Origin of the sequence: Bradyrhizobium sp. SEMIA, from assembly GCF_014844175.1 — a bacterium.
GTDB lineage: Bacteria > Pseudomonadota > Alphaproteobacteria > Rhizobiales > Xanthobacteraceae > Bradyrhizobium > Bradyrhizobium arachidis.
The window spans coordinates 5,565,226-5,585,072 of sequence record NZ_CP046601.1; the positions used below are offsets into that span (position 1 = coordinate 5,565,226).

A 19,847-nucleotide genomic window follows, 5' to 3' on the forward strand; every position below is an offset into this window, starting at 1 on the left:
TTTTGGGATGCATGGGGTGAAGCTCTTCACCGGAGCTGCGGTTTCGGTCCTGCTGCTGGCGCTTGCAGGGCCGGCGCCTGCCTTGGCGGACACGATCGAGGCCGCCTTGGTGCGCGCCTATCAGAACAATCCGCAGCTCAACGCACAACGCGCCCAGGTGCGCTCGACCGACGAAAACGTGCCGCAGGCCTTGTCGGGTTATCGCCCCAGGGTCGGGGTCAGCCTCAGCACCGGTTATCAGTATCAGGATATCCAACAAGTGCAGAGGGGCCCGGGGATCCACAGCGATCCGCCCCTTCAACCGAACAGCGCCAGCCTGACCGTCAACCAGACGCTCTACAACGGCAATCAGACCGCCAACAGGACGCGCGCGGCGGAGAGCCAGGTCTCGGGATCGCGCGAGGCATTGCGCGTGCTCGAGCAGTCGGTCCTGCTGCAGGCCGCCACGACCTACATGGACTATCTGCGTGATGCGGCAACGCTCGAGGTTCAGCGCAGCAACGTGCGCGTGCTCGAACAGACGCTCAAGCAAACGCGCGATCGCTTCAACGTCGGCGAGGTCACGCGCACCGACGTCGCGCAATCCGAAGCGCAGCTGGCAGCCGGCAGGACCCAGGCCCTGACCGCCGAATCGAATCTCACGACGACGCGCGCGAACTTCCGCCGCATCATCGGAAACGAACCGACGAACCTTGCCCCGGGCTCCCCGGTCGATCGTTTCCTGCCGTCGACGATCGCCTCGGCGGTCAATCTCAGCCTGGTGGAGAACCCCAACGTCACGGCCGCGATGTACGGCATCGACGTCAACTATCTCCAGGTCAAGATCAACGAAGGCGCGCTGCTGCCCACGGTCACGCTCCAGGCCGCCGTCAGCACGGCCTACCAGCAGAGCCTGACCGTCTTCCGGACCAATACGGCTTCCGCCATCGCGACCGCCTCCGTGCCGATCTACCAGGGCGGCGCGGAATATTCGCTGATCCGCCAGTCGAAAGAAAATCTGGCGCAGCAGCGCCTGAATCTCGAGACCACCCGCGATCAGACCCGCGCCAACGTCGTGCAGGCCTGGGGCCAGCTGGAAGCCGGCAAGGCGCAGGTGAAGTCCGCGCAGGCGCAGGTCACGGCCTCCGAGATCGCGCTGAACGGTGTGCGCGAAGAAGCAAAGGCGGGACAGCGCACCACGCTCGACGTGCTGAACGCGCAACAAGCGCTGGTGAACGCGCGCGTTGCGCTCGTCACGGCTCAGCACGACCGCGTCGTGGCGTCCTATTCGGTGCTCAATTCCGTCGGCCGTCTGGCGCCGCAGGTTCTCGGCCTTTCGACCACGGTCTATGATGCGAGCGTTCACTACCAGCAGGTCCGCGACAGCTGGGCCGGGGTGCGCACGCCTGACGGACGCTAAGTCCCGTAAGCATCCGGTCGCCTCGCAAACAGTTGAGGCCGACCGGCGCTTTGCTTGCAATCATCAAAATCCCTGACATAGCCTTGCCAAGAAGATGCGGGTCGATTCGCCCCGCACCGATGTCGTGTGCGTAAAGCTTGAGTGCCGAGGGCAGGGGCGCACCGTCGCACGTTGAGCCGTGAACTGGGGACAAGTCGGGCTCTCGCGACGAAAATGTCGGGGCGTCCGTCCGGAACCGGCCAATCCTGTCGTGCTTGGTGTAAAACAACGCATGCGAGGGCGTTGATGATGTGGAGTCGGAGATGACGCAGCCTGCAAAGGTCACAGAACCCTCGATGGAGGAGATTCTGGCCTCGATCCGGCGCATCATTGCCGACGATGAGGCGAAGCCGCCGCCCGCAGAAGCTGCAAAGCCCGAGAAGGCCGCAGCGCCCGCCGCGCCGCCGAAGCCGCAGGCGATGAACGACATTCCGCCATCGAAGGTCGCGCCTGCAAAACCTGCAGCCGAGAAACCCGTGAAATCCTGGCTCGATGACAATTTGCCGGGCCTGGTGGAACGCATCGTGAAGGCCGAAATCGAGCGGGTCTCGCGCGGCGGCCGCTAGCAGCCGGCCCGCAGCCCTCATAAAGCCCCGCTTGTGCGCCATGTTCGGCCTGCCGAGGGGGCGGGAAGCCCCGTTGCCGCCCGGCCTTCCCTGGACTTGTTTTCGTTGACCTTGTTTTCGTTGGCCTTGTTTTCGTTGACTTGGCCCCCGCGCGCGGCTTTCTAGCAGCCCCATGATCGAGAAAAATTACCAGCCCGCCGATATCGAAGCCCGCATGTCCGTGGTGTGGGAGGACAGCCGTGCCTTCAAGGCCGGCCGTCCCGACCGCCGCGACGCCGTGCCCTTCACCATCGTGATCCCGCCACCGAACGTGACGGGCTCGCTGCATATGGGCCATGCCCTCAACAACACGCTCCAGGACATCCTGTGCCGGTTCGAGCGCATGCGCGGCCGCGACGTGCTGTGGCAGCCCGGCACCGACCATGCCGGCATCGCCACCCAGATGGTGGTCGAGCGGCAGCTGATGGAGCGCCAGCAGCCCGGCCGCCGGGAGATGGGCCGCGAGAAGTTCCTGGAGCGGGTCTGGCAGTGGAAGGCCGAGAGCGGCGACACCATCATCAACCAGCTTAAGCGGCTCGGCGCCTCCTGCGACTGGTCGCGCGAGCGCTTCACCATGGACGAGGGCCTGTCGAAGGCCGTCATCAAGGTGTTCGTCGAATTGCACCGCGAGGGGCTGATCTACAAGGACAAGCGGCTGGTGAACTGGGACACCAAGCTGCTGACCGCGATCTCCGATCTCGAAGTGCAGCAGACCGAGGTGAAGGGCCACCTCTGGTATCTGCGCTATCCGATCGAGGGCAAGACGTTCAGCCCGGAGGATCCCTCGAGCTTCATCGTCGTCGCCACCACGCGGCCCGAGACCATGCTCGGCGACACCGGCGTGGCCGTGCATCCCGAGGATGAGCGCTACCAGAAGCTGGTCGGCAAGAACGTCGTCCTGCCGCTGGTCGGGCGCAAGATCAAGATCGTCGCCGACGAGTATTCCGATCCGGAAAAGGGCTCGGGCGCGGTGAAGGTGACACCGGCGCACGACTTCAACGACTTCGAGGTCGGCAACCGCCACGGCCTGCGCCGCATCAGCGTGCTCGACAAGGAAGGCTGCCTCGATCTCCTCGACAATGAGGATTATCTGAAGGGCCTGCCGGAAGGCGCTACGCAATTCGCCGAGGAGTTCAACAAGGTCGACCGTTTCGCCGCGCGCAAGCGCATCGTCGAGCGACTGGAATCGTTCGGCTTCGTCGAGCGGATCGAACCGCACACCCACATGGTGCCACATGGCGACCGCTCGAACAGCGTGATCGAGCCGTATCTGACCGACCAGTGGTACGTCGACGCCAAGACGTTGGCGAAGCCCGCGATGGCGGCTGTCCGCTCGGGCGAGACGACCTTCGTGCCGAAGAACTGGGAAAAGACCTATTTCGAGTGGATGGAGAACATCCAGCCCTGGTGCATCTCGCGCCAGCTCTGGTGGGGCCATCAGATCCCGGCCTGGTACGGTCCCGACGGCAAGGTGTTCGTCGCCGAGACCGAGGAGGAGGCAGTCAGCCACGCGCTCGGCTATTACGTCGAGCAGGAGGTCATCACGGCCGAGCAGGGCCGCGAGATGGCGCTCGATCGCAACAAGCGCGAGGGATTCATCACGCGCGACGAGGACGTGCTCGACACCTGGTTCTCCTCGGCGCTGTGGCCGTTCTCGACGCTCGGCTGGCCCGACGATGCGCCGGAGGTGAAGCGCTACTACCCGACCAATGCGCTCGTCACCGGCTTCGACATCATCTTCTTCTGGGTCGCCCGCATGATGATGATGGGCCTGCACTTTATGAAGGAGGTGCCGTTCTCGACGATCTACATCCACGCCCTCGTCCGCGACGAGAAGGGCGCCAAGATGTCGAAGTCGAAGGGCAACGTCATCGACCCGCTCAACCTGATCGACGAATACGGCGCCGACGCGCTGCGCTTCACGCTGGCCGCGATGGCGGCACAGGGACGCGACATCAAGCTCGCCACCAGCCGTGTCGAGGGCTACCGAAATTTCGCGACCAAGCTCTGGAATGCATCCCGCTTCGCGGAGATGAACCATTGCGCCGTGCCCGAAGGTTTCGAGCCGGCCAAGGCCAAGGAGACACTGAACCGCTGGATCGCGCATGAGAGCGCGCACACCACGCGCGAGGTGACCGAGGCGATCGAAGCCTACCGCTTCAACGATGCCGCAGGCAGCATCTATCGCTTCGTCTGGAACGTCTATTGCGACTGGTATGTCGAGCTCGCCAAGCCCGTGTTGCTCGGCCCCGACAGCCCCGCCAAGGACGAGACCCGCGCCATGGTCGCCTGGGCGCGCGACGAGATCCTGAAGCTGCTGCATCCCTTCATGCCCTTCATTACCGAAGAACTGTGGGAGGTGACGGCCAAGCGCGAGAGCCTGCTGGCGCTGGCCGCATGGCCACTGAAGCCGACCGGACCGACACCGGAGCAGCTCGCGATGCTTGCGGCTGCGGCAGGTCCTACCGATCCACTGATCTCGCCGGCCCTGGTCATGCCGATCTTCGACCATGCCGACTTCACCGATCCCAAGGCGGAAGCGGAGATCGGCTGGGTGATCGATCTCGTCACGCAGATCCGCTCGGTGCGTGCCGAGATGAACATCCCGCCGGCAACGCTGACTGCGCTCGTGCTCGCGGGCGCCTCGGCCGAGACCAGGGAACGCGCGCCGCGCTGGACCGACGTCATCAAGCGCATGGCACGCCTGTCGGACATCTCCTTCGCCGACCGCGCGCCTGATGGCGCGGTTCAGCTCCTCGTTCGCGGCGAAGTGGCCGCCCTGCCTCTGAAGGGCGTCATCGATGTCGCCGCCGAGCGCACGCGCCTCGACAAGGAGATCGGCAAGGCCGACGCCGACATCAAGCGCGCCGAGTCGAAGCTGGCGAACGAGAAGTTCGTCGCCAACGCGGCCGAGGAGGTCGTCGAGGAGGAGCGCGAAAAGCGCGAGGCGGCGCTGGCCCGCAAGGCCAAGCTGCTCGAGGCGCTGGAGCGGCTGAAGCAGGCGACGTGAGACGTACGTCATTCCGGGGCGGCTCGACGAGCCGAACCCGGAATCCCAGAATGACCTTCACTTCGGAAACGGCTTGCTCAAGAACTTCGAGCCCCTGATGCCATAGCGCCAGGGCAGCTCGACCGCCTTGGTGATGCCGATCCGGATGCCGGCGGCGACCTCCACGTCCTCCGTCCGCGCATGCAGCGCGATCGGCGGGCGGTCCAGCGGCAGGGTGTTGTGCGCGATGGTGATGCCGAGCGCCTCGGTCAGCTTGCCGGGGCCCGAGCACAGTGCGTGGACGTCCTGGAGATGGCGGCGGCGGCGCATCGCGGCGAGGCCATGGGTCGGCTCCAGCGCGCGGATCAGTACGGCGCTGGCCGAGCCTTCCTCCTCGCAGACGAAATTGACGCACCAATGGATGCCGTAGGAGCGGTAGACATAGGCAAAGCCGGGCGGGCCGAACATGATTTGGTTCCGCGGCGTTGGGCCGTTGTAGGAATGCGCCGCCGGCTCGGTATGATGATAGGCCTCGACCTCGACGATGATGCCGCCGACGCCGTCGACCAGCATGGTCGCGCCGATCAGGTCGGGCGCGACCTCGCGCACGTCGCGGTCGAAAAAGGTCCGCTTCAGGGCTTTGCCGAGCCGTGGGGTAGAGGTCTTCGAGACTGGAGCCATTCGAGGTGAGAATCGCCAGAGAACAGAGCAGGATATTGCCCATATCTGCCATGTTCCCTGAAGCAGGGCGAGCCGGGTTGCGGCAGGCAGCCAGACCGACTAGGTAGGACCTGAACAGACCGGACAGCCCATGGTCGTTATTGTCGACACTATCTCGAACCCGTTGCGCCCACGTCACCCCGAAAAGGTGAATCGCCCTGATTCCGCTTCGCCGCCGAAGCCGGACTGGATCCGCGTGCGCGCGCCCAACACCCGCGGCTATGCCGACACCCGCAACATCGTGCGCGCCAACGGCCTGCACACGGTGTGCGAGGAGGCGGGCTGCCCGAATATCGGCGAGTGCTGGGACAAGAAGCACGCGACCTTCATGATCATGGGTGACACCTGCACCCGGGCCTGCGCCTTCTGCAACGTCAAGACCGGCCTGCCCAACGCGCTGGATGCGGCCGAGCCGCAGAACGTTGCCGAGGCCGTCGCCAAGCTGGGCCTCGCCCACGTCGTCATCACCTCGGTCGACCGCGATGATCTCGCGGACGGCGGCGCCGAGCACTTCGCCCAGACCATCGGCGCGATTCGCGCCGCGTGCCCCTCGACCACGATCGAGATCCTGACGCCGGATTTCCTGCGCAAGGAGGGCGCGCTGGAGGTGGTCGTCGCGGCGAAGCCCGACGTGTTCAACCACAATCTCGAGACCGTGCCGTCGCGCTATCTCACGGTGCGCCCGGGCGCGCGCTATTTCCACTCGATCCGGCTGCTGCAGCGGGTCAAGGAGCTCGATCCCACCATCTTCACCAAGTCAGGCATCATGGTCGGCCTTGGCGAGGAGCGCCACGAGGTGCAGCAGGTGATGGACGATCTGCGTTCCGCCGACGTCGACTTCCTGACCATCGGGCAATATCTTCAGCCGACCCGCAAGCACCATGCCGTGATGCGCTACGTGCCGCCGGATGAGTTCGCGTCCTACGAGAAGGTCGCCTACACCAAAGGCTTCCTGATGGTGTCGGCGAGCCCGCTCACCCGCTCGTCCCATCACGCCGGCGAGGACTTTGCGAAACTGAAGGCCGCACGGGCAGCTAGCGCCCGCTGAACCGCCATGCCTAAATTTTCGAGCAAGCGCCGTGTCAATCACAGCGCGTCCGAGATGTTCGATCTGGTCGCCGACGTCGAGCGCTACCCGGAATTCGTGCCGCTGTGCAGCGCGCTGAAAGTGCGCCAGCGCATGGCCAAGCCCGATGGCACCGAGGTGCTGATTGCGGACATGACGGTGTCGTTCAAGCTGGTCAAGGAGTCCTTCACCAGCCGCGTCACGCTCGACCGCGCGAACCTGAAGATCCTGGTCGAATATCTGCAAGGCCCGTTCAGCAATCTGGAAAACCGCTGGACGTTCGAGCCGAAGGGCCAGCAGGATGGCAAAGACGTCTGCGACGTCGGCTTCTTCCTGTCCTACGAGTTCAGGAGTCGCATGCTGGCGATGCTGATGGGCTCGATGTTCGACGCGGCGTTTGCGCGGTTTTCGATGGCGTTCGAAAAGCGCGCCGATGCGATCTACGGCCGGCCGAAGCTGGCGCCGTCCTGATCAATCCACCGCCTTCACCACATCCGGCGGCTGCGAGGCGTAATACGCCGCGGCCTGGTCGATCTCCTGCGGCGTCATCGCGCGGGCGATGTTGCGCATCTGCTGGCTGATGTCGTTGCGGCGCTCGCCGGAGGCAAAGGCCTGCAGCTGCGCCTTCATGTAGGCCTCGGACTGGCCCTCGAGCCACGGGCTGCCGGTCTTGTTGTCGAGGCTGCCATGACACGAGCCGCAGGGCGCGATGCCGCGCATCGGCGCGCCGTAGATGACGATGTTCGGCTTTGGCAGTTGCGGCGTCGGGTGATAGGCCGGCAGCCGCGGCAGATAGGCGTAATAGTTGGAGAGATCGGCGATCTCCTGGTCCGTCAGGTTGACGGCGAACGGCGACATCACTGCATTGGTGCGCGCGCCCGAGCGGAAATCATGCAACTCCTTGTAGATCACGGCGGCATACTGGCCGGCGAGGTTCGGGGAGTCCGCGCGGCTGATGCCGGTCGGGCCATGGCAGATCGCGCAGCGCTGCGCCAGCGTCGCGCCGCGACCGATCGCCTCCTGGCTCGGACGCGCCAGCGTGTGCGAGGTGAGCACGACCTCCGACAGGCGCTTTGTCTGCTCGGGCGCTGCGACGTTCGCCGCGCGTTGCGGCACGCCGGCGGCGCTGCAGATCGCGTCCCAGACATTGGCGAACTGGACCCAGGGTTGCGCGAAAGGCAGCACGATGAAGCCCACAATCACCGTCACGACGAGAATTGCGGCGGTGATGCCGACGCTTCTTGTGAAATGCCAGTTGCTGAAGGTGAAGAGGTCGCGCGCGCTCATCACTGCGCTCCCACATAGACGGCCGGCACTGACGTGCCCTCGGTCAGCGCCAGCGTCAGGATCGGATAGCCGTAATTGGTGAGCGTGAGGCCGATCATCAGCGCCACCCAGAGCGCATGCGTGTTGAGCGCGATCGGCACGGTCGCCGGCTGGTGCACGGCAATGGCGAAGCGATAGGGACCCGCATCGGCCTGCGGTGCGCGCATGCCGCGCGCCAGGACCACCAGGAACAGGATGCCTGACGTGAGCAGGATGAAGCCGCCGATCGCGGAGAACGTCACCGAGAGCGCCTGCGGCGCAATCGCGGGATCGCCGAAGTCGAAATAGGCCATGCGCCGCGGCATGCCCAAAATGCCGACCCAGTGCCACGGGAAGGTGGTGACGATCATGCCGATGAACCACAGCCAGAGCTGGGTGCGGATCAGGCGGACATCGAACAGCTCGCGCCCGGTCAGATGCGGCCACAGATCATAGGCGATCGCGAAATACATGATCACGATGGCGCCGCCGAAGATCAGGTGGAAATGGCCTGTGATCCACTGCGTGTTGTGGATGGAGGCATCGAGCTGATAGCTCATGTTGATGAGCCCGCCGGCGCCGCCGAAGCCGAGCATGACGAAGGAGAAGGCCAGTGCCAGCAGCATTGGATTGTCCCAGGGCAGGGCCCTGATCCAGCCGAACATCCCGCGGCCGCCGCGCAGGCGTGCTGCGATCTCGACCGAGGCGCAGATCGTGAACACCGTCAGCAGCGTCGGCAGCGCGACCAGCGCGGTGAAGGCCGAATGGATGAACTTGAAGCCGGCGCCGACTTGCGGATCGGCGAAGGTGTGGTGCATGCCGATCGGCATTGCCACCACCAGGAACAGGATGAACGAGATCCGCGCCATGGTGTCGGAATAGATCCGGCCGCCGATCGCGCGCGGCACGAGGGTGTAATAGGCGATGTAGGTCGGCACCAGCCAGAAATAGACGATGGCGTGCAGCGTCCAGGAGAAGAAGACGCGGGCAAGGCCTGCATCGATGGTGTTCTTCAGCCCCGCCGCGACCGGAATGATCTGGAGCAGCAGCTCGAGCGCGGCGCCGACCGCGGTCCATGCCCACAAATAGGAGCCTGCGACGTTTGCGAACATCGCCAGCGGCACCGGCGCACCGGGATGGGCCTTGCGCCAGACGCGCAAGTTGATCGACATCAGCGCGACCCAGATCCAGGAGCCGACCACGACCAGTACGACGCCGAGATAGTAGAAGACGTTGCCGATCAGCGGTGGATAAAACGTGTAGAGCACCGAGGCGCGCCCCATTGCGATCGGGATCACCGCCATGATGCTGCCGATGACGATCAGCCAGAAGCCGGTCCAGGCCCAGCGCACGCCGACAAGGCGCTGCTCCAGCGCGGATTCGCTGATGGCATAGCCAAAGCCCATCGCGACCAGCGTGGGGAACACATAGCCCATCACCGTGCCATGCGCGGTCAGCGAGCGGTAATAGAGCTCGGGATTGGACAGCCAGGTGCCGATCGGGCTGCGGATGAACATCTGCCAGGCGCCGAGCGTGAGCGCTATGCCGAACACGCCGAAGGCCAGCCAGAAATGGGCGAGAATGAGCTTCCTATTGGCCAACACAGCTCAGCCTCCCGCCACCCTTCGCACGATCAGCGAATTCGGTCTTGTCGATTACCCTGACCTTGCCCCACATGCCCTCGTGACCGAAGGAGCAAAACTCCTGGCAGGGCATCAGATAGTCGCCGGTCCTCGTAAAACGCATCAGCTGCTCGGAGACGTAGCCCGGCACCAGCATGGTGTTGATGTTGGTGCCCTGGACCAGGATGCCGTGGACGACGTCGGCGCTGGTGGCGCGCAGGGTGATCGGCGTGTCCACGGGCACCACGATGCAGGCCGGCGTGAAGGAATATTGCTGGCCGATCGCGCGCACGGTGACATTGCCATTGGCTTCCAGCACGCTGCCGAGATTGCTCTCGACGAATTCTCCGGACAGATGGATCCGTGAGGGATCGGTGGTCTCGACGCGCGGCTGTGGCATGGTCGCGCGATGGATGCCGGCGAAGGCCGCGAGCAGCGCCATCGCCACGATGATGATCACCGCAATGGTGGCCCAGCGCCGCTCGACGCGGGCCGCAACCTCGGCGCTGGCGCTACCGTTACCGTGGGTTTCCTCGGCACTCATTGCAGTGGCCCGCGCGGCAGGAACACGAACAGATAGAAGGCGAGCCACATCGCGACCACGCAGGCCGTGGCAATGCCGGCGAGCACGATCGCACCTGATGGGCCCTGGGCAACGACCTCCTCGACGGCCTGGTCGGCGGCGGCTGGGCTGGTCGGCGGATCGGAGTTGATCATGACGGATCTCTGGCGCCTCTCAGTTCAGCGGTGCGGAGCGCAGCTCGTTGGCCTCGCGTGCCGAGACCGGCGTGCCGCGATTGCCCCAGGCGGTGCGGATGTAGGAGACGACGGCGGCGACCTCGTTGTCGGAGAGGAGGCCCGCGAAGGGCGGCATGCCGTAGGGCATCGGGTTGCCCTTGGTGCCCGGCGGATAGCCGCCATTGAGCACCATGCGGATCGGATTGACCGCGGACTGCATCTCGATCGATTGGTTGTTGGCGAGTGGCGGCCAGTGCGGCGGCTTGCCTTCGCCCTGCGTGCCGTGACAGCTCGCGCAATTCTTGTCGTAGACGGTCTTGCCGAGGCTGATCAACAGGCTGCTCTCGGTCGTCGGCAGCGCCGAGCTTGCCGGCGGGGACGAGGAGCCTTCCGCGATGCCCTTGAGGTAGACCGCCATCGCCCGGGTGTCGGCGTCGTCAAGATACTGCAGGCTGTTGTGCACGACCTCGGCCATCGGCCCGTAGACCACGCCGCGCGCGGAGACGCCGGTCTGGAGCAGGTCGGTGATGTCCTTGATGCTCCAGTCGCCGAGGCCGGCCTCTCGGTTGGAGGTGAGCGAGGGCGCGTACCAGTTCTGCATCGGGATCAGGCCGCCCTTGAAGGCGTCCGATTGCGAGGTGCCGCCGAGCGCGTTGATCGGCGAATGGCACATGCCGCAATGGCCGAGGCCTTCGACGAGGTACGCGCCGCGATTCCATTCCGCCGATTTGGTCGGGTCGGGCTTGAATTCGCCCTCACGGAAGAACAGCGTGCGCCAGCCGAGGATGAGCTGGCGGTTGTCGTAGGGAAAACGCAAATCGTGCGGCTTGTTCTTCTGGTTCACCGGCGGGACCGACTTCAGGTAGGCGAAGATCGCGTCGCTGTCGGCGCGCGTGACCTTTGTGTAGGAGGGGAACGGCATTGCCGGGTAGATCAGCCCGCCGTCCGGGAAGCGGCCACTGTGCATGGTCTTGTAGAAATCGTCGGCGCTCCATTTGCCGATCCCGGTATCGGGGTCCGGCGTGATGTTGGAGGTGTAGAGTGTGCCGAACGGCGTCGGCATGGCGCGGCCGCCGGCGAACAGGCGTCCTTCAGGCGCAGTGTGGCAGGCGGTGCAGTCGCCGGCACGGGCAAGATATTCGCCGCGCGCGATGATGTCGCTGCTCTTGTCCTGCGCCTGCGCGACAGTCGTGAGCGCAGCGAGGGCGAGGAATGCGATCGACAGTTTCGAGCCCATCATCCGCCTCGTCAGTTGGGCTGGCTGCCGCAGCCGAACGGCAGCGCGTAGGTGCCTTTCGGCACGGGAGCCGGGTTGGCGGGCGCGGGACGCGTCGCGAGCCAGGCTGCGACGGCGGTAACATCTGCTTCCGTCAAGTGTCCGGCGACGAGCTGCATGCAGTCGGGCGACTTCGCTGTGCGCGTGCCATAGCGCCAGGCGCCGAGCTGCGCGCTGATATAGGCGGCGCGCAGGCCGAGCAGGCCGGGGATGCCGGGCTGCATGCCCGTGAGGCCGGGACCGTGACAGCTCACGCACGCCGGTATGTTACGACCGGCATCGCCGCTGGTCGCCAGCAGCTCGCCCTGCGCCAAGACGTCCTTGCTGACTTCGCTCGGCGCAGGCGGCGGCAGCGGCGGATGCTCGCTGGCAAAATATTCCGCCATCGCTTCCAGATACGGATCGGGCAGGAATTCCAAGAGATAGTTCATCGGCGGGTATTTGCGCCGGCCGCTGCGGAAGGCGAGCAGCTGGTTGTAGAGATAACCGGCCGGCTTGCCGGCAAGGCGCGGAAAATAGACGTCGCTGGTGCCTTCGCCCTTGTTGCCGTGACAGGGCGTGCAAGCCTCCACCCGCGCCGCCATTGTATCCGGCGGCTGGTTGGTCGTTTGTGCGGCCGCACCATCAATGGCGACCAAGGTGATGATCACGGCGGCCGAGGCCGCGGCGCGAGCGAACACTTTCGTCGCCCTCCACAATGCTGGTCCGGTTGATTCCGGATCACAGCGTAGAGCGGCATTATTGCGCCAATATTTTCCGGCGCAAGATCGGACACGAGTGACGACGTTTGGTCGCGCCTGCACATTTGCGATCCTGATCGGATTCGACAAAGTTTGCGTGCTTTTTGAAAACCGGACATCACGCTGTGACGATCGCGATACGTCCTTCTGACAGGGATGCGCTGGGTGGAAGACGCGACAATTCCGAAATTCGGTAAAGCGAAAGATTTTTGCGCGCGGCAATTGACCCTGGTCTGTTGTGCCGGTCGGGTAACACCTGTGCTTGTACCGAGGCGCTCCGGTCCGGCGCACAACCCACAATCCAAACTCCGCACACCAGAGGTGACAAGTGCAGTTTGTGCCAGAACGCTTCGAGCTGACGGAACACCCCTTGCTGTCCGCGGCACACCTTATTCAGCTGCATTCCGGAATGGACTCAACCAAAATGAGAGCCGGGCGTGGGGGCTTTTGTAGTTGGACCCGGGGACATGGCACGCTGGAAGCAATCGTGGAGTGAGCAAGACCTTAGCAGGCTGAAGACACTGGCAGGTACCAAGCCGATCACCGTGATCGCGAAGGAGCTCGGCCGGACCACAGGGACGGTGCTGGCGAAGGCGATCGAGCAGAAACTCCCCGTCATTCATCGGACCGAGCACCCGGCGCAGGAAACCTCGTAGCCCACATGGAGCCGACGGGTCGGCGCAGCGCGCCGCCCGATGTCTGGGTCCGCGGAATCCGGGACCTTTGTGACTGCCGCCGGGATCATTTCGCAGCGCCGCGAGTTCTCTCCCGATTGTTCGGGTTGGAGCCGCCATGACCATCAATTTCGACACGCTGAAAGCGTCGCTCGTGCTCTATGGGCTGAACGCGATCTACGCGATCCTGCTGCTGGCGCTCGGCTGGTATCTGTCCGGCGCGATGCAGCGTTTCGTCACGCGCGTCCTCAGCGTCACGCACCGGGTCGATCCGCTGGTGACCTTGTTCGTCGGCAGCCTCGCACGTTATGGCGTGCTCGCGGTGGTTGGCATCGCCGTGCTGCAGCTGTTCGGCATCCAGACCGCGAGCCTTGTCGCCGTACTGGGCGCGACGTCACTCGCTATTGGCTTGGCACTACAGGGCACGCTGTCCAATCTTGCCGCCGGCGTGATGCTGCTGCTGTTTCGGCCGTTCCACATCGGCGACGACGTCGAAATTGCCGGCAAGGCGGGGAAGGTGAGGTCGCTGTCGCTGTTCATCACCGAGCTTGTCGCGGCCGACAACACGCAGATCCTGCTGCCGAACGGGCAGGTGTGGGGCGCTGCGATCATCAACCACAGCGCCTATCCCGGGACGGGTGAGGTCAAGGTGGCGTTTCCGGTCAGGGCTGGCTCGGCCAATGCGCTGGCCGACCGGATATTGAAAGAGCTGCGTGAAGATCCGCGCGTCGACGATCACGCCGCGCCGTCGGTCAATGTGTCGAAGGTGATCGCCGCCGATCCAGCTGCACCCATCGTGGAATTGACGGTGAGTGCGAAGGTGAGGCCGTCGGATGCCGATGCGGTGAAGCAGCGCGTGCTCGATCATGCGAGCGCGCTGCTGGCCGCGGCGTGAGGTGCTTCAGCCCCTTGGCGAGCGCGGCGACCTGCGCTTCACGGCATGGCGGCGCGGCGAGCGGGTCTGCGAAGGGCCTCGACCACGGAGCGGGCGCGCACCGCGCTGCGGCCGATCGCACCGAAACGATGCTCCCGGTGGATGATGCGGCCGTCGCGGGCGGCCGCGGCGAAGTGCACGAGGCCGACCGGCTTGCCAGGCGTGGCGCCGCCCGGGCCGGCAATGCCGGTGATGGCGACCGCGAGATCGACGTCGGCGCGCTCCAGCGCGCCGACTGCCATCGCGATTGCGGTCTCCTTGCTGACAGCACCGAAATTCGTCAGCGTGCCGGCTTCCACACCCAGCATCGCGCGCTTGGCGTCGTTGGAATAGGTGACGAAGCCGCGATCGATCACGTCAGAGGAGCCGGGAATGTCGGTCAGCGCGCCGGCGACGAGGCCGCCGGTGCAGGACTCGGCCGTTGCGATCGTGAGCTTGCGCATCCGGCACAGATCGAGCAGCGAGCGGGAGAGGGCGCGTGCGTCGCTGCCGGCCATGGCCTAGATGCTCCAGGGCAGGCGGATGGTGGCGCTCGCGGTGGCCGCGATGCCTTCCTCGCGGCCGGTGAAGCCGAGCCGCTCGCTGGTCGTCGCCTTCACCGCGACGCGCGAGATGTCGACGCCTGAGATCTCCGCGATGCGCGCACGCATCGCGTCGCGAAGCGGACCGATCTTCGGCCGCTCGCAGATCATCGTGACCTCGAGATTGGCGATGCGGCCGCCACGCGCCGTAACGCGCTCGATGGCGTATTTCAGGAACTGGTCGGAGGAGGCGCCCTTCCACTTGGCATCGCTCGGCGGGAAGTGGGAGCCGATGTCGCCGTCGGCGAGCGCGCCGAGGATGGCATCCACCAGTGCATGCAGGCCGACATCGCCGTCGGAATGCGCCAGGAAGCCCTTGCTGTGCGGCACGCGCACGCCGCAGAGCATGACATGGTCGCCTTCGCCGAAGGCGTGCACGTCGTAGCCGGTGCCGGTCCTGATGTCGCCGAGCAGGCTGGCCAGGCGCGCTTCCTCGCGCACGAAATCCTCGGGGGTCGTGAGCTTCATATTGGCAACATCGCCTTCAAAGGTTGCAACCGTCAATCCCGCCCATTCGGCAATCGCGGCATCGTCGGTGAAATCGCTGCGTCCGTCCTTTGCCGCGCGACGATGCGCTTCGAGGATGACATCGAAACGAAAGGATTGCGGCGTCTGCGCGATTCGCAAGGCGGAGCGGTCCGGCGTGTCCTCGACATCGCCGCTCGCACTGGTGAGCTTGATGGTGTCGGTAACAGGAACGACGGGGATCGCAGCACCGGTGCGGCTCGCCGCCTCGATCGCGCGCGAGATCACGCCTGCCGAAACGAAGGGTCGCGCGGCGTCGTGGATCAGGACGATGTCCGGCTCGTGCTTTGCCAGCGCTTCGAGACCTGCGAGCACTGAGGCCTGCCGCGTCGCGCCGCCATTGGTCGGGGCTTCGTGCTTGAGACCTGCGACTGCCGCCGTGAACATGGCGCTGTCGTCGGGGTTCACGACCGGCTGCACCACAAACACATCAGGGTGGCGGCTGAAGGCTTCCATGGCGCGATGGATCACGGGCACGCCGCCGATCGTCCGATACTGCTTCGGCCCGCCGGCGCCTGCGCGCAGGCCACGTCCGGCCGCGACGAGGACAACTGCGGTGCGCTGTGGTTTCGCCATAGGACTCAAATACTCAGTTGCTAATGAATGGAGTCGGGGAGGGTGATTGTTGGAATGCCTCTAGCACGGCAGGCCCGCAATAAAAGGGGGTTTCCCTGGATTGTGGGAAACAGCATTTTGCTGCACTGCACTTGAAAGATTTGCAGAACTGTCTAAACTGTAGGCATGACGCTTGACTGCACAAGAATTGTGCGCAAGATAGGTCTTGGCAGGTGCGATGAGGCCCTGCCCAGTCAACGAGACTCCAGTGACCGGCTCGGCAGAATCAGGCTCTAAGCCGTTGAAAATAGGCGATATCGATGTCGCCACCCCGGTCTTCCTGGCGCCGATGTCGGGGGTGACTGACTCGCCCGTCCGTAAGCTCGCCGCCGAGCTGGGGGCCGGTCTCGTCGTCTCCGAAATGACCGCCAGCGATGAGCTGGCCAACGGCCACCGGATGTCCCGTTTGCGCTGCGAAGCGACCGGAATCGGCCCGCATGTGGTCCAGCTCGCCGGCTGCAAGGCGCACTGGATGGCGGAAGGCGCCCGCATTGCCGAAGCCGAAGGCGCCGACATCATCGACATCAACATGGGCTGCCCGGCCCGTCACGTGACCGGCGGCCAGTCCGGCTCGGCCCTGATGCGCGATCTCGACCACGCCGTCAGCCTGATCGACGCGACCATCGCCGCGGTGAAGGTGCCGGTGACGCTGAAGATGCGGCTCGGCTGGGACGACAGCACCCGCAACGCGCCCGAATTGGCGCGCCGCGCGGAGGCCGCCGGCGTCAAGCTCGTCACGGTGCATGGCCGCACCCGCTGCCAGTTCTACAAGGGCGAGGCTGATTGGGATGCGATCCGCGCCGTGCGCGAGGCCATCTCCATTCCGCTCGTCGTCAATGGCGACATCACGACCTACGAGACAGCGCTCGCGGCGCTCGATGCTTCCGGCGCCGATGCCGTAATGATTGGCCGCGGCGCGAACGGCCAGCCCTGGCTGCCGGGCCAGATCGGCCGCCGGCTGAAGGGCGGGGCAGCCGAAGCCGCGCCGTCGCTCGAAACGCAGCTGCATTATGTCCGCACACTCTATGAAGGCGTGTGCGCGCTCTACGGCCTGCGCATCGGCCTCAGGCACGCGCGCAAACATCTCGGCTGGGCGCTCGATGTTGCGGCGCAGGCGAGCCGCGCCCCGGCGGAGAAGCTGAAGGCCTGGCGCCAGACAATCCTCACCTCAGAGGATCCGCGCCTCGTCCACCAGTCGCTGCAAGATGCCTTCGACGACTTCGCATGGAGCGCTGCTGCATGAGCTCAGCCGCTGAACATCGCCGGCCGTCCGACAGCGACGCGATCCTCGACGCCTTGCCCAATCCCGTGCTGCTGATCGGGCCGGACGGCAAGATCGTCGGCGCCAATATCGCGACCGAGGCCTTCTTCGAGATCTCGACGCAGTTCCTGAAGAGGCAGTCGCTGAAAGAGCTGGTGCCGTTCGGCAGCCCCTTGCTGGCGCTGATCGACCAGGTGCGCTCCTCGAACTCGCCGGTCAACGAATACAAGGTGGATCTTGGCACACCGCGCATGGGCGGCGGCGACCGCCAGGTCGACCTGCATGTCGCGCCGCTCACGGAACGGCCCGGCCATATCGTGGTGATGCTCCAGGAGCGCACCATCGCCGACAAGATGGACCGCCAGCTCACCCATCGCAGCGCCGCGCGCTCGGTGATCGCACTGGCCGCGATGCTGGCGCATGAGATCAAGAATCCGCTCTCCGGGATCCGCGGCGCGGCGCAGCTCCTGGAGCAGCAGGCGTCCTCTGAAGACCGCATGCTGACGCGCCTGATCTGCGACGAGGCCGACCGCATCGTGACGCTGGTCGACCGCATGGAGGTGTTCGGCGACGAGCGCCCCGTGGTGCGCGGCCCCGTCAACATCCATTCCGTGCTCGACCACGTGAAGCGGCTGGCGCAGTCCGGCTTTGCCCGCAACATCCGCTTCATCGAGGATTACGATCCCTCGCTGCCACCAGTGCTGGCGAACCAGGACCAGCTGATCCAGGTGTTCCTCAATCTCGTGAAGAACGCCGCCGAAGCCCTGATCGACGTGCCCGACGCCGAGATCCAGCTCACCACCGCATTCCGTCCCGGCGTGCGCCTGTCAGTCCCCGGTCAAAAATCCCGGGTATCCCTTCCACTCGAATTCTGCGTGAGGGACAATGGACCAGGCGTGCCGGACGATCTTCTGCCCAACCTGTTCGATCCCTTCGTGACCACCAAGCAGACCGGCTCTGGCCTCGGTCTTGCTCTGGTTGCCAAGATCGTCGGCGATCACGGGGGCATCATCGAATGCGAATCTCAGCCGCGCAAGACCACCTTCCGCGTGCTGATGCCGATGTATTCCACATCGGTGAAACATGCCGATCAAAGCAGTCGCGCCGACTCTGCCGGGAAGCCGTCGCCTGCGTCACAGGGGGCGAAATGAGGATTAACGATGCCCGCAGGTAGCATTCTCGTTGCTGATGACGACACCGCCATCCGCACGGTTCTCAATCAGGCACTTTCCCGCGCCGGCTATGAAGTCAGGCTCACCGGCAACGCCGCAACGCTGTGGCGCTGGGTCAGCCAGGGGGAGGGCGATCTCGTCATCACCGACGTGGTGATGCCGGATGAAAACGCCTTCGACCTGTTGCCGCGAATCAAGAAGATGCGGCCCAATCTGCCGGTCATCGTCATGAGCGCGCAAAACACGTTCATGACGGCGATCCGCGCCTCCGAGCGCGGCGCCTATGAATATCTGCCAAAGCCCTTCGACCTGAAGGAGCTCATCGCCATCGTCGGCCGCGCGCTGGCCGAACCGAAGGAGCGGGTCTCGACGCCGGACGAGGACGCCGAGATGGAGGCGATCCCGCTGGTCGGACGCTCCCCGGCGATGCAGGAAATCTACCGCGTGCTGGCGCGGTTGATGCAAACCGATCTCACCGTGATGATCACCGGCGAATCCGGCACCGGCAAGGAGCTGGTGGCGCGCGCGCTGCACGATTACGGCAAGCGCCGCAACGGTCCGTTCGTCGCGGTCAACATGGCCGCGATCCCGCGCGACCTCATCGAGTCCGAGCTGTTCGGCCACGAGCGCGGCGCCTTCACCGGTGCCAACACCCGCGCCTCCGGCCGCTTCGAGCAGGCCGAGGGCGGCACGCTGTTCCTCGACGAGATCGGCGACATGCCGATGGAGGCGCAGACCCGATTGCTGCGTGTGCTGCAGCAGGGCGAATACACCACCGTTGGCGGCCGCACGCCGATCAAGACCGACGTGCGGATCGTCGCGGCCTCCAACAAGGATCTGCGCGTCCTGATCCAGCAGGGGCTGTTCCGCGAAGATCTGTTCTTCCGCCTCAACGTCGTGCCGCTGCGGCTGCCGCCCTTGCGCGAGCGCATCGAGGACCTGCCGGACCTCGTGCGGCACTTCTTCACGCTGGCCGAAAAAGATGGCCTGCCGCCGAAGAAGCTCGACGCCCTGGCGCTGGAGCGGCTGAAGCAGCACCGCTGGCCCGGCAACGTGCGCGAGCTCGAAAACCTCGCCCGGCGCCTCGCCGCGCTCTATCCGCAGGACGTCATCACCGCTTCCGTCATCGACGGCGAGCTGGCGCCGCCCGCGGTCAGTCCGGGTGCGGCGGTCCAGCAGGGCGTCGACAATCTCGGCGGCGCTGTGGAGGCGTATCTCTCCTCGCACTTCCAGGGCTTTCCGAACGGCATGCCGCCGCCGGGCCTCTATCACCGCATTCTCAAGGAGATCGAGGTCCCGCTGCTCACGGCCGCGCTCGCCGCGACCCGCGGCAACCAGATCCGCGCCGCGGACCTGCTCGGCCTCAACCGCAACACGCTGCGCAAGAAGATCCGGGATCTCGATATCCAGGTCTACCGCAGCGGGGGCTAGTCTTCGCGACAAACGCTAGAGGCGTTTGCGCGGAGGTGGCTCAGCTCCCCCTACCGGCGCATCTTGAGCCTGAGAAAAACGCGCAAATCTCCGGGAAAATCTCAGATTTCCCTGTACGCGCTGCGATCTTCTGGCAGTCTGTGTGTATCAGACTG

At 65.2% G+C, this 19,847-nt stretch carries 17 protein-coding genes and 2 pseudogenes; 10 read left to right on the forward strand and 9 right to left on the reverse strand.

Going from position 1 to position 19,847, the window contains the following annotated elements:
• Positions 1-7 precede the first annotated feature (7 nt).
• The 3 genes and pseudogenes from FOM02_RS27010 (at position 8) to FOM02_RS27020 (ending at position 5,053) form a co-directional block, all read left to right on the forward strand.
• The gene (locus FOM02_RS27010) at positions 8-1,399 is read left to right on the forward strand and encodes a TolC family outer membrane protein (protein WP_027558027.1); all 1,392 of its coding nucleotides are present in this window, start codon (positions 8-10) and stop codon (positions 1,397-1,399) included.
• Between the two features lie 302 nt (positions 1,400-1,701).
• A pseudogene (locus FOM02_RS27015) lies at positions 1,702-1,980 on the forward strand (DUF2497 domain-containing protein); the annotation flags it as partial.
• Positions 1,981-2,176: 196 nt separating this feature from the next.
• Positions 2,177-5,053, forward strand: a complete 2,877-nt coding sequence (locus FOM02_RS27020) for a valine--tRNA ligase (protein WP_027558029.1) — start codon at positions 2,177-2,179, stop codon at positions 5,051-5,053.
• Between the two features lie 57 nt (positions 5,054-5,110).
• Here FOM02_RS27020 and FOM02_RS27025 read toward each other — a convergent pair whose 3' ends face one another.
• Positions 5,111-5,713, reverse strand: a complete 603-nt coding sequence (locus tag FOM02_RS27025; protein WP_027558030.1) for a DNA-3-methyladenine glycosylase — start codon at positions 5,711-5,713, stop codon at positions 5,111-5,113.
• 130 nt (positions 5,714-5,843) lie between these two features.
• Here FOM02_RS27025 and lipA point away from each other — a divergent pair, with 130 nt between their 5' ends.
• A complete protein-coding gene (gene lipA / locus FOM02_RS27030) occupies positions 5,844-6,800 on the forward strand; it encodes a lipoyl synthase (protein WP_027558031.1) in 957 nt (318 codons plus the stop codon).
• Between the two features lie 6 nt (positions 6,801-6,806).
• Complete coding sequence (locus FOM02_RS27035; RefSeq protein WP_027558032.1) at positions 6,807-7,289, forward strand: type II toxin-antitoxin system RatA family toxin; 483 nt, start codon at positions 6,807-6,809, stop codon at positions 7,287-7,289.
• Here FOM02_RS27035 and FOM02_RS27040 read toward each other — a convergent pair whose 3' ends face one another.
• The 6 genes from FOM02_RS27040 to FOM02_RS27065 are packed head-to-tail and all read right to left on the reverse strand — an operon-like array spanning position 7,290 to position 12,439.
• Positions 7,290-8,105: a c-type cytochrome gene (locus FOM02_RS27040; RefSeq protein WP_027558033.1), complete on the reverse strand. Its 816-nt coding sequence runs from the start codon at positions 8,103-8,105 to the stop codon at positions 7,290-7,292.
• Positions 8,105-9,727 (reverse strand): b(o/a)3-type cytochrome-c oxidase subunit 1, encoded by a 1,623-nt coding sequence (locus FOM02_RS27045; protein WP_027558034.1) that lies wholly within the window; start codon positions 9,725-9,727, stop codon positions 8,105-8,107. The genes FOM02_RS27040 and FOM02_RS27045 overlap by 1 nt, the downstream gene beginning before the upstream one ends.
• A complete protein-coding gene (locus tag FOM02_RS27050; RefSeq protein WP_027558035.1) occupies positions 9,714-10,289 on the reverse strand; it encodes a cytochrome c oxidase subunit II in 576 nt (191 codons plus the stop codon). Before FOM02_RS27050 ends, FOM02_RS27045 begins: the two co-directional genes overlap by 14 nt.
• Positions 10,286-10,462, reverse strand: coding sequence for a hypothetical protein (locus tag FOM02_RS27055; protein ID WP_018641890.1), 177 nt, complete (start codon positions 10,460-10,462; stop codon positions 10,286-10,288). Before FOM02_RS27055 ends, FOM02_RS27050 begins: the two co-directional genes overlap by 4 nt.
• Before the next feature lie 19 nt (positions 10,463-10,481).
• Positions 10,482-11,720 (reverse strand): cytochrome c, encoded by a 1,239-nt coding sequence (locus FOM02_RS27060; protein ID WP_084334183.1) that lies wholly within the window; start codon positions 11,718-11,720, stop codon positions 10,482-10,484.
• Positions 11,721-11,731: 11 nt separating this feature from the next.
• Positions 11,732-12,439: a c-type cytochrome gene (locus FOM02_RS27065; RefSeq protein WP_027558037.1), complete on the reverse strand. Its 708-nt coding sequence runs from the start codon at positions 12,437-12,439 to the stop codon at positions 11,732-11,734.
• 527 nt (positions 12,440-12,966) lie between these two features.
• Between FOM02_RS27065 and FOM02_RS27070 the strand changes: the two genes are divergently transcribed.
• Positions 12,967-13,155, forward strand: a complete 189-nt coding sequence (locus tag FOM02_RS27070) for a hypothetical protein (protein ID WP_027558038.1) — start codon at positions 12,967-12,969, stop codon at positions 13,153-13,155.
• A 136-nt stretch (positions 13,156-13,291) separates the two neighbouring features.
• Positions 13,292-14,068: a mechanosensitive ion channel family protein gene (locus tag FOM02_RS27075; RefSeq protein ID WP_027558039.1), complete on the forward strand. Its 777-nt coding sequence runs from the start codon at positions 13,292-13,294 to the stop codon at positions 14,066-14,068.
• 6 nt (positions 14,069-14,074) lie between these two features.
• Here the strand turns inward: FOM02_RS27075 and FOM02_RS27080 are convergent.
• A pseudogene (locus tag FOM02_RS27080) lies at positions 14,075-14,604 on the reverse strand (CinA family protein).
• A gap of 3 nt (positions 14,605-14,607) precedes the next feature.
• On the reverse strand, positions 14,608-15,789 hold the full coding sequence (locus tag FOM02_RS27085) for a bifunctional 2-C-methyl-D-erythritol 4-phosphate cytidylyltransferase/2-C-methyl-D-erythritol 2,4-cyclodiphosphate synthase (protein WP_027558041.1): 1,182 nt from the start codon (positions 15,787-15,789) through the stop codon (positions 14,608-14,610).
• A 280-nt stretch (positions 15,790-16,069) separates the two neighbouring features.
• Between FOM02_RS27085 and dusB the strand changes: the two genes are divergently transcribed.
• From dusB to ntrC, 3 genes are read left to right on the forward strand one after another with little or no spacing between them, the layout of a single operon-like run.
• Complete coding sequence (gene dusB / locus FOM02_RS27090) at positions 16,070-17,071, forward strand: tRNA dihydrouridine synthase DusB (RefSeq protein ID WP_181411719.1); 1,002 nt, start codon at positions 16,070-16,072, stop codon at positions 17,069-17,071.
• Entirely contained in the window at positions 17,068-18,240 is a 1,173-nt protein-coding gene (locus tag FOM02_RS27095) for a two-component system sensor histidine kinase NtrB (RefSeq protein ID WP_027558043.1), read from the forward strand. The genes dusB and FOM02_RS27095 overlap by 4 nt, the downstream gene beginning before the upstream one ends.
• A gap of 9 nt (positions 18,241-18,249) precedes the next feature.
• Positions 18,250-19,692: a nitrogen regulation protein NR(I) gene (gene ntrC / locus FOM02_RS27100; RefSeq protein ID WP_027558044.1), complete on the forward strand. Its 1,443-nt coding sequence runs from the start codon at positions 18,250-18,252 to the stop codon at positions 19,690-19,692.
• Positions 19,693-19,847 lie beyond the last annotated feature (155 nt).

Coding starts and splice junctions, on each gene's coding strand:
- FOM02_RS27040 (WP_027558033.1), bottom strand. CDS start 8,105: ATGAGCGCGCGCGACCTCTTCACCTTCAGCAACTGGCATTTCACAAGA.
- FOM02_RS27020 (WP_027558029.1), top strand. CDS start 2,177: ATGATCGAGAAAAATTACCAGCCCGCCGATATCGAAGCCCGCATGTCC.
- lipA (WP_027558031.1), top strand. CDS start 5,844: ATGGTCGTTATTGTCGACACTATCTCGAACCCGTTGCGCCCACGTCAC.
- FOM02_RS27055 (WP_018641890.1), bottom strand. CDS start 10,462: ATGATCAACTCCGATCCGCCGACCAGCCCAGCCGCCGCCGACCAGGCC.
- FOM02_RS27035 (WP_027558032.1), top strand. CDS start 6,807: ATGCCTAAATTTTCGAGCAAGCGCCGTGTCAATCACAGCGCGTCCGAG.
- FOM02_RS27010 (WP_027558027.1), top strand. CDS start 8: ATGCATGGGGTGAAGCTCTTCACCGGAGCTGCGGTTTCGGTCCTGCTG.
- ntrC (WP_027558044.1), top strand. CDS start 18,250: ATGCCCGCAGGTAGCATTCTCGTTGCTGATGACGACACCGCCATCCGC.
- FOM02_RS27085 (WP_027558041.1), bottom strand. CDS start 15,789: ATGGCGAAACCACAGCGCACCGCAGTTGTCCTCGTCGCGGCCGGACGT.
- FOM02_RS27075 (WP_027558039.1), top strand. CDS start 13,292: ATGACCATCAATTTCGACACGCTGAAAGCGTCGCTCGTGCTCTATGGG.
- FOM02_RS27025 (WP_027558030.1), bottom strand. CDS start 5,713: ATGGCTCCAGTCTCGAAGACCTCTACCCCACGGCTCGGCAAAGCCCTG.
- FOM02_RS27095 (WP_027558043.1), top strand. CDS start 17,068: ATGAGCTCAGCCGCTGAACATCGCCGGCCGTCCGACAGCGACGCGATC.
- FOM02_RS27070 (WP_027558038.1), top strand. CDS start 12,967: ATGGCACGCTGGAAGCAATCGTGGAGTGAGCAAGACCTTAGCAGGCTG.
- FOM02_RS27050 (WP_027558035.1), bottom strand. CDS start 10,289: ATGAGTGCCGAGGAAACCCACGGTAACGGTAGCGCCAGCGCCGAGGTT.
- FOM02_RS27060 (WP_084334183.1), bottom strand. CDS start 11,720: ATGGGCTCGAAACTGTCGATCGCATTCCTCGCCCTCGCTGCGCTCACG.